Raw genomic sequence first — 7,368 nt, forward strand, 5'->3', positions numbered from 1 at the left:
GATGCTTAAGATGTTTTTGTAGCTTCGCTGGATATGGAGGAATAGTATATATAATTATTAAATTGCTATTTATTGATAAAAAAAGTGTTTTTTATTTGGAAGATGTTCACAAATTTGTTAACTTTGCAGCGATAATCAATCATCGAGATGGAAAAAGTAAGAACGATAAAGTTATTTAAGGACTATTTTAAAGAGTTCTATATTGAACAAACGGACGATGTCCGAGATAAAATCAACTTCGTGTTGCGGCTTGTTGAAACACAGCGCATCATCCCACGGAAATTTTTCCGTATCATAGAAGGTTCGGATGGAATTTACGAGATACGAGTTGAATTGGACAGTAATATCTTTAGGATATTCTGTTGTTTGGATAAAGGTTCGATAGTGGTGTTGTTTCATGGATTCCAAAAGAAGACTCAGAAAACACCATCAAAAGAAATAAAACGTGCAGAGGCAATAAAGAAAGAGTATTTTAAAAGTAAGGAGGAAAAGTAATATGGACACAAAGAAGAAAGAGGCTATTATGGCCAGTACAACATTTGATGAACTGCTTGATGCAGAATATGGTAAAGATGGCACAGCCCGAAGAGACGCTTTTGAGGCAAAGGCTGAGGCTTTTTGTTTAGCAGAGTGTTTGAAAGAACACAGACTTCAGGCTGGGCTTACTCAAGAGCAGCTGGCTGCTAAGATTGGTACCAAGAAAAGCTATATCTCGAAGATTGAAAATGGGCATGTTGATGTTCAACTGTCTACTCTGTTTCGCATCTTTTCTGGGTTAGGCAAGAGAATATCGCTTACTGTTATGTAGTAAGCGCTTTGCCTGCCTTACTGCTTTGCAGTAAGAGGTTCTGGGGGTGATCGGCTCGATGATTTGGGGCCGATTTTTTATGCGTAAGTCTTTGCGTAGGTCGGAAAAAAGTAGTAACTTTGCGCTCCGTAATGAAGAAAACTATCTCATGACTGGAAAGATGAAACTCTACAAATGCCAGTTCGAACCAACCGAACGCTGGCTTGGGTGTAACTGCTCGTTACAATCGCAGGAAGTCCTTGATAAAACGATGGCAGAGGACTTCCGAGGAGAAAACATCGTTGTGCTAACCAACACCAAAGAAGATAAGTTCTACTATCATAGGCATGTGCTTGAGCCACAATTGGGAGCATACTTTATGTTGGTTGCTAATACTAGAGTTGCGAGAGTTGCAAATGGGACGTTTGGTGAGAAATTCTTTGTTGACCATCCTTATCTGTACGTTATTATAGTTCCAAACAAGGACCAGTCGCTAGTACTGATTGAAGAATGCCCTACCTGTAAACATGCTAGTAGTGAAGTTGCGAAGACATTATGTCACTCGCTGAATATTATTTTTAAAGGCTATGGATGGAAAATGAAACTAATTCCATGCGAAGGATGTGCAGAATACGAACAATGCGTGTCATTTCTTGCTAATCTGATAGTTGATGATACAGAAAAACTACACACACTTGAAGCTTTGGGCGAATATAACGTTGAGCTGAAAAGAAAGGAAAACAAGCAGATGTCGTTTAGAGACTATGTGGTTATCGGTCTTGAGGATAGAGTTACCGAGTGGATTCGCAATGAAATAAGAACGGCAACAGAACCAATAGATATGATGAGGCCGATGAGAGCGTTTGCTGAACTGGAGTGTTTTAAAAGTAGACCGCCTATCGAAGTATTCAAGGCTGAGTTTGGTAAGGAAGGAATGTTGAAACTGTCGTCGTATAATGGCTATATGTATACTGATAACGATAAATGTTCGAACGACCCAATCTATGATAAGATTAAAGAAAGAATAAAAGAAGAATTTGGCGATAGTTTGCCACAAAAAAAGTGATTGTTGCTTGTTGGCAATCGTTGGCGAATGTTGGCGTTGAGTGGTATTTTATTGGCAGCCACTTAATGCCAATCATTTTATGCATTTGTTTCGGAAAAACAATATATCTTAGCGCCCGCATTGCAAAAAACAAATTAATTACAAACCCGAGAGGGGCCATAGGCCTATGACATCTCTCACATTCCAAACAAGGATATGAGAAATGACAAAGAAGAAGTCCAGTACATCTGGCATGATGGCGTGAGAATTTGTGAAGACCAGCTTATCAGCATGGCTAAGAGTGCAGGTAGTTACGCTCTGGCCGAGCACTATGTTTGCTCGCTGCTGGCCCATGGCACAATCTATGGCCTTGCCTATATTATAGACAAGGTGAATGAGATTCGTGAGCATTATCAGGTAGGCGCTATACCCAAACCTAATATGGATGAGGATCATATGTCTATGCCTAAATCTGAAAACGCCATGGTGCGTAAGCGCTATATGATGATGGAACTTGAAGAGCGCCAGCAAGTTATCAAGACGAGTCTGAAAGAACTCATAGAGAACCATCAGGATTTATTCAGATCGAAGAACGATTGGATTGGTATCTATTTGGTTATCCGTGACAGAGTAAATGGCAACTTAAGCATGGCCGATTTTTATAACAACGCACATCAGATTATGCCTAAATGCTGGCCTGAGCGCTTGATGATAGGGCGTTATACCATGGGCAACTACTCGAGATGTGTGGATTATGAGGACAGACAAGAAGCTTATTATGACATGGAACGCAACCCGTGGAAGGCACTCTGTTCTATCTATTGGGAGATACTAAAGCAGCATATATTGACGAATGAATGACGAGAAAATAGTCGAAATGACGAATCGAATGACGGAAATTTGACGAGTTGACGAATCGGCCCCACACCCTATTTTTTAATGCTTACCTTTGCATCGTCAAAAGGGTTCAGACCACCCCTAGCCCCTCCTGCTCAGGAGGGGAAATGATGTGAAGGTAAGTTTAATTTTATAAAATAGAAAAGAAAATGACGAAGAAAAAGTTTAAAGAGCGGAAGCCGATTGAGGTGATAGTGAAAGTGGAGACATTGAAGAATGGATATTCGCTTGACGTAGATGGGAAGGGGTATTTATACTTTGATGTGGTGGAATTAGCAAAGGGATTGATTCTGCATGCAGGATTAGGTCGTACCAGCCCGACCACCAAATTCGGACGCGACGCCCTGCTGAGAGCCATAGGCAACGGTAGCGCTGAAAAGAAGTTGCAGCAGGAGATTAACAGATTGCAGAATCAGGTGGACCAATTAATCAACAAGATTCATGGTATTAAGAAAAAACAAGCGGGGCATCAGGGTGAAGAGATGCTGTGCCTCGTGTAAATACAAAGAGATAGACTCGTACGGCAATCGCTACTGCACCAAAGGCTATGAGAGCCATGAGACTTGTAGGCATTGGCGCATGAGGGGTGATCTGAGACGTTGCGGAAGGCCCGATGGCGTAATCAAGGATATAGCATATCTGCGATACGTAAAGGATATCCGCATAAGCGAAAATAGCGGCTGTGGGCGCGCTGAAAGAGGACCAGAACGAGATATAGAAGAAATTCGAAAGGATTATAATAACAATATCCATATAAAATTTTAGTATTAACCGAGTCGGGTAAGTGGGTGAGGAAAAGTATCCGGATATAATTGAGCTCAAACTAAAACTTCACTTTTCCCCTTATGACTCACAAATCTGACAAAATTATGAACATTAAAAAGTACATTGAAGTTCCAGAAGAAATTCTGGTAGGCCTTGCTGAGGGCAAATTTGTAGAGGGATCACTGCATCGTGACAAAAACACGGGGCGCATAGTGTTCAACGCATACAACCGTAAAGCTAAAAAGCGTAAGAAGGATAAGCTGTTGGTTTCGTTGGAACATGGCTGGCTGAAGGAAAGCCCGACTTGTATCAAGTTCTACTGCGCATTGAAAAAGAGTATTGGCACTGCCAGAATGCTCTGTGCGCTGGAGCGTGAGCAGAAAGTGGCAGCAGGTCACCTGGCGGATAGAGAAATTGTAGATCGTGTGTAATTGATTAAAATGTAAAGAATTATGGAATATATAGAAGCTAAAGAGTTGTTGGAGAATAGTGTGCGTTGTGTAGCCATGAGCATGGAGCAGATAAGAATCCGCCTGATAGACCATGTGGTAGGTCGCGATGAACCTATGCAAGACCATCTGGCATCGTGTACATGGGCAATTCAGCCTTACGAGTGGAGTAGCATGGAGGACTGTCTGAAGTATCTCGGGCATTTGTATGAGGGGCTGAAACACGCAGCTGAACACGATGATGTGGTTAACAAGCAGGGGCTCTACGTAAATGATGTGGCCTTGATTGCTGATATGCTGCGAGGTTTTACATTGAGTAAGTATCCTGACTACCTGCTGGATTGCGCCCGCGATGTGTCGGACGTTGCACAGATACTGTTGAGAAGATATGCTTGCGAGAAGACGGAAGAGAACCGAAAGGAGTGCGTCACGTTGTTCTTATCTGATGTCAAGGAGATTGCCGAAGATCATGGCGTGAATTTGAATAATGATGGTAAATTTAGTCTGCCATTGGCTTATCTCCACGACTGGATGTGCAGAGAGTTTGATGAATTTTAATTTATCGATTACTATGAGTTTTTGCTATCAGAAGAATTTTAGTAATCCTACGTTGCCCGTAGACGAGGCCCAGTTTTGGGCCCTTGTCAGGGCTACGGAATGGGCAGAGAAGATTGATAAGTTTCGTGAAACAGGCGATGCATCGCTGAAGCGTAAGCTGCCAGCATTTATTTTCCAAGCTACATTTGATGAAACCAAATCGGCAAAAGGCAAGGTGGGCGCATGGCGCAAGCAGGCAGCTACGCGGTTAACGGGGCTTGTGGTGATGGATATAGATCATGTTGAAGAGCCGAAAAAGCTCTTCGAGGAATGGAAAGGAAGTGAAAAGGAAGTGAAAGGGGAGTCAAAGGGACAATACTTAAAAGACCTCGGTATCCTGCTGATCTATATCACCCCTTCAGGTAAGGGCTTGAAGATTGTATTCAAGGCCGATGTGGCCAAAGGCAACCTGATTGCCAATCAGCATGCTATGGCCGAGGTGCTGGGTGTGGTAGTAGATGAGAGTTGTAAGGATTCTTCGAGAATGAGTTTTATTTGTAAAGAATCTGATATTTTATATTTAGACAAAGAATTATTTACGTATGAGAACAAAGAATTTGCTGAGAAATACAATGCTGAGTATAGGGCTGGCCATAGTCGTGATGATAAAGCTGATACTGTGGCCCACAAAGCAAATGAACAAGGGGCTGAGCAAAGCGGGAATGTGGATGATAAGAAAGTGGAAGTAAAAACTTTTAAAGGTATACCGTATGAGCAGATTATTGAAGAGTGGTGGAACCAGAACGGCGGTGTACCACAGGAGGGCGAACGCAATGTGAAATTATATCAGTTGGCTGTCAGCCTGCGCGCTATCTGCGATAACAGCAAGAAGCTGGTGCTTAGTGTCGTGCCTCGTTTGGGTTTGGATGATTTGGAGGTTGAACGCATAGTTGACTCAGCGTGCAAAGAGCCGCCCAAAGGGGTGTCGAAGGCGCTAAATAGTGTGCTTGAGGCGGTTGGCCTTTGTCATCTCGAGCGTAGTCGAGAGATCTCTCCATGCGCTTCGCTTAGTCGAGATGACAATGATGAGATTGACCAGTGGCTATGGGATTGGGGTGAGCGCTTCTCCTGTATGTTCGATGATTTCCCGATACTCAAGGATATCTGTAAGGGATTGAAGAAGAACCAGTATCCAGCAGCAATATTTGTGGCAGGTGGATTGCTGATGACGTTGATGACGCGTTGTTGCTATCGCTTCTACCATCGCCCTCAGGAGTTGCGACGTCTGAATAACTCAACACTGATTATTGGTGATCCTGCCAGCGGTAAAAGCTTTGCTACCCGCCTGTACGCGCTACTTGCAGCGCCTATCGAAGATGCCGACCAGGCTGGTAAGGATGCCATCAATAACTATCGTGAGGAGATGCGAACCAAAGGCGCCAACAAGGAGAAACCTAAGAAACCGAAAGTGGTGGTGCGTGCGCACCCAGCGCGAACCAGTAACGCACAGTTTATACAAGACATGGTGAACGCCGTAGAAGAGGTGGACGGCAAGAAGATGCAGCTGCACATGCTGACATTCGACACTGAGCTGGATAATACCCTGAGTATACAGAAGGGTGGTAGCTGGATTGACAAGATGAGCCTGGAGCTAAAAGCATTCCACAATGAAGTGGATGGTCAGGCGTACTCGAACAACGATTCGGTGATACAGAACTTCAGCGTTACATGGAACTACATCTACACAGGCACACCTAACGCTCTGAAGAAGAAGGTGAACGAGCAGAACTTCGGCTCAGGACTTGCTACGCGATTGAGCTGCATACCGCTGCCAGCCACCAACTTCGAGATGATGGACCGTGAGGAGGATATCGACTACGAAAGCGACGAGCGACTGAAGGAGTGGGCTGTGAAGCTGGATCGCACCAAAGGTGAACTGAACATGAAGAAGATTGTAGATGAACTTTATGACTGGACGGCGCGCCGTATGGCTGATGCGAAAGAAGACAACTCGCATGCCGACGAGATGCTTCTAAAGCGCTGCGCCTACCATGGCATCAACTTCTCGACTCCCTTCATCGTGATGCGCCACTGGGACAAGATGAAGCAAGACGGCAGCTATTGGTGTGGTGAGTTCGAGACAGACGAAGTGGACTGGAAGTTGGCTGAGTTGCTGGTAAATGTGCAATACGCCTGTCAGCGTTACTTCTTTGGTGGTCTGGCCCAGAAATACTTCGACGATAAAAAGCGTGATGCATCCTACAATTCGCACCGTAAGAGCAAATCGTTTGACGGATTCAACCGTCTGCCCGAAGAGTTTGTTGTAGAAGATGTAATGAGGTGTTTCAACCTTGCTAATGCCAAGGCTGCTCGTGCAAGAATCATTAGAATGACGGCAGACAACCTGATTGTGAAGGTGAAGGATATAAACGTAAATGGTCACTTAAAGTCAACGTATAGAAAAACTGGTACCATCATGTTGTAGTCCGAGCTACGGAGCTACAGAGCTACATTAGTATTTTAATATTTAATTTTATGGAACAGATAATACAATTGAATAGTCAAGCAAAACTCTCCGAGCACTTGGCTTCGCCGAGTGAGGCTGCGCTCGGCCATTCGAACAAGCTCGATGGCTCTCACTTATCGCCTAACTTTACGCTCGGGGAGTTCACCAGGAGTGCAAGTCATCCTGAAGTTTATAACATCCCGAGCCATGAGGCGATTGAGAACCTGAAGCGATTGTGCGGGTGGCTGGAGGAGTTGAGAAAGAGGGGAGGGGAACCGATCCGGATCAACTCGGGGTATCGCAGCCCACAATTAAATAAAGCAATTCATGGGAATGCGAATAGCAATCACATGACGGGCTGCGCGTGTGATATAAGAGTGAG

The 7,368-nt window shown here is 44.2% G+C and carries 10 protein-coding genes; all 10 read left to right on the forward strand.

Annotated features, from left to right (window positions below; all coding sequences use genetic code 11):
• The first annotated feature begins 147 nt into the window (after window positions 1-147).
• Window positions 148-495: a type II toxin-antitoxin system RelE/ParE family toxin gene (locus BUB86_RS16675; protein WP_073211714.1), complete on the forward strand. Its 348-nt coding sequence runs from the start codon at window positions 148-150 to the stop codon at window positions 493-495.
• A 1-nt stretch (window position 496) separates the two neighbouring features.
• Window positions 497-808, forward strand: coding sequence for a helix-turn-helix domain-containing protein (locus tag BUB86_RS16680; RefSeq protein WP_073211711.1), 312 nt, complete (start codon window positions 497-499; stop codon window positions 806-808).
• A gap of 91 nt (window positions 809-899) precedes the next feature.
• Complete coding sequence (locus tag BUB86_RS16685; RefSeq protein WP_139261742.1) at window positions 900-1,853, forward strand: hypothetical protein; 954 nt, start codon at window positions 900-902, stop codon at window positions 1,851-1,853.
• Window positions 1,854-2,048: 195 nt separating this feature from the next.
• Window positions 2,049-2,693 carry a hypothetical protein gene (locus tag BUB86_RS16690; protein WP_073211823.1) on the forward strand — a complete coding sequence of 215 codons (645 nt, stop codon included), beginning with the start codon at window positions 2,049-2,051 and terminating at the stop codon, window positions 2,691-2,693.
• A 185-nt stretch (window positions 2,694-2,878) separates the two neighbouring features.
• Window positions 2,879-3,229 (forward strand): hypothetical protein, encoded by a 351-nt coding sequence (locus tag BUB86_RS16695; protein WP_073211826.1) that lies wholly within the window; start codon window positions 2,879-2,881, stop codon window positions 3,227-3,229.
• Window positions 3,204-3,494, forward strand: coding sequence for a hypothetical protein (locus BUB86_RS17380; protein WP_139261744.1), 291 nt, complete (start codon window positions 3,204-3,206; stop codon window positions 3,492-3,494). The genes BUB86_RS16695 and BUB86_RS17380 overlap by 26 nt, the downstream gene beginning before the upstream one ends.
• 104 nt (window positions 3,495-3,598) lie before the next feature.
• Window positions 3,599-3,925: a hypothetical protein gene (locus tag BUB86_RS16700; protein WP_073211828.1), complete on the forward strand. Its 327-nt coding sequence runs from the start codon at window positions 3,599-3,601 to the stop codon at window positions 3,923-3,925.
• Window positions 3,926-3,946: 21 nt separating this feature from the next.
• Entirely contained in the window at window positions 3,947-4,501 is a 555-nt protein-coding gene (locus BUB86_RS16705) for a hypothetical protein (RefSeq protein WP_073211831.1), read from the forward strand.
• Window positions 4,491-6,965 (forward strand): BT4734/BF3469 family protein, encoded by a 2,475-nt coding sequence (locus tag BUB86_RS16710; protein ID WP_254795209.1) that lies wholly within the window; start codon window positions 4,491-4,493, stop codon window positions 6,963-6,965. The genes BUB86_RS16705 and BUB86_RS16710 overlap by 11 nt, the downstream gene beginning before the upstream one ends.
• Before the next feature lie 50 nt (window positions 6,966-7,015).
• Window positions 7,016-7,368, forward strand: a 353-nt coding sequence (locus tag BUB86_RS16715; protein ID WP_254795211.1) for a YcbK family protein, incomplete at its 3' end; no start/stop codon positions are given.

Origin of the sequence: Xylanibacter ruminicola, from assembly GCF_900142525.1 — a bacterium.
GTDB lineage: Bacteria > Bacteroidota > Bacteroidia > Bacteroidales > Bacteroidaceae > Prevotella > Prevotella ruminicola_A.